The organism is Desulfatitalea alkaliphila (assembly GCF_022968795.1).
In the GTDB taxonomy this organism is placed as follows: domain Bacteria; phylum Desulfobacterota; class Desulfobacteria; order Desulfobacterales; family Desulfosarcinaceae; genus Desulfatitalea; species Desulfatitalea alkaliphila.
In genome coordinates, this window is the sequence record NZ_JALJRB010000070.1 from 1 (window position 1) to 1,389 (window position 1,389).

The 1,389-nt window shown below is 46.7% G+C and carries 2 protein-coding genes; both read left to right on the forward strand.

Annotated features, from left to right (window positions below; translation table 11 throughout):
• Window positions 1-358 precede the first annotated feature (358 nt).
• A complete protein-coding gene (locus tag MRX98_RS21710) occupies window positions 359-847 on the forward strand; it encodes a hypothetical protein (protein ID WP_246915237.1) in 489 nt (162 codons plus the stop codon).
• Between the two features lie 92 nt (window positions 848-939).
• On the forward strand, window positions 940-1,242 hold the full coding sequence (locus MRX98_RS21715) for a hypothetical protein (RefSeq protein ID WP_246915240.1): 303 nt from the start codon (window positions 940-942) through the stop codon (window positions 1,240-1,242).
• Window positions 1,243-1,389 lie beyond the last annotated feature (147 nt).

The following is a 1,389-nucleotide window of genomic DNA, read 5'->3' on the forward strand; positions in this document are numbered from 1 at the left end:
TCGCGACTTTGATGAATACTGGGCCTTCCATGAGTCCTGCGAGCACGAGCGCAACCATCGTCCCTCTACGCCAGCGGCCTTGTTCCGCCCACTCTTAAACCGCGCGTGACCGGAAAATACAATCATCTGAAAGTCGTGAAGTAAGGAGTATTCCGCTTATGGACTTTAAAGCATATGCAAAAAACTGCTGCTCATGGTCGTTCTAAAAGAGCCGCACCCAATTGATTTGCCTTTGGTATTTGTTTCATAATTTCAAGTCGATTTGTTGAGATAAGTAAATTATCGCAATGGATACTTGATGGTGGTTGTGCGCGAATATAATATTCACTGTCGCGAAGATTGAACAGCGGAGGATTTCTTGAAGAGAATACTGGATATATTGGGCGCATTATTCTTGCTTCTTACTGGTATGTTTTTGATTTTACTTTTTTTTAATTTTCGTGCAAAAACAGATAATCCTATGATAGCTATTCTCTTGTTTGTTTTCTTATTGGGACTCGGAGCTTGTGCGATCATATTCGGGATCCGACGTTTCTGGATTACGTTTAAGGGCAACACTAATAAAGCAGAAGGCTCGGATAAGATCTACGGTGAGACACCTGCTGTAAAGAGAGCTGGGAACAGGTTTCTGGTTACATTTTGTTGGAGTTTGCCGATTTATTTTTTAATCTTGTCGTTTGCTGTCACAAAAGAAACACTGTTCGATGGATTGATTGCCAGTTTATTAATGTCCCTGTTTTCTGGGATTGCCGCAATGTTAATTCCTGTTCGCCGAAAAATTGTGTTTGTTAGTATTGGCATATTGGCCATTTTGGCTCTGGTGTTAGTTATTCAGGGGGGACGATAGGGGATGGGCTGATGTATTGATTGAAAATCGAGGATTTTCGGTCTAATCCCCAATCCCCATTTATTGTTACACAGGGCATACAGCAATCAGCGTTGTCACACGAAGGCACCGTTCAAGTCCCTGCCGACGAAGTCGTGAACTGGGTCGGCGGCGCCCACACCCCCGAAGCGGCCATGAACCTGATGGCCCAGGGCGGCATTCCCGTCACCGGCATCACCCAAGGCGGGCAAATCACCCACATCCGTTTCGAACACGTGTGGGCCCGGGCCTGGGTCGATTACTTTCCCGGCCGGGGCATGACACACCAGAGCGGCGACAGCTGGATCCCCATGGACGCAAGCTTCAAGCTGAAGTTCGACAGTTGTCCTAAAAACGAACGCCCAAAATCAGCGTAAGGTCATGATTTTACACAACCAGGCCTGATTTCGACCTCCAAAAGGTAGTGCCACAGATTACCGATGGAACCATTGACAAATTTGATCACAAGCAAGTATTGAGGGAGTGTCCTTGGCTTTGGAGGCTCCCGGTGTTCGCACGCGTTA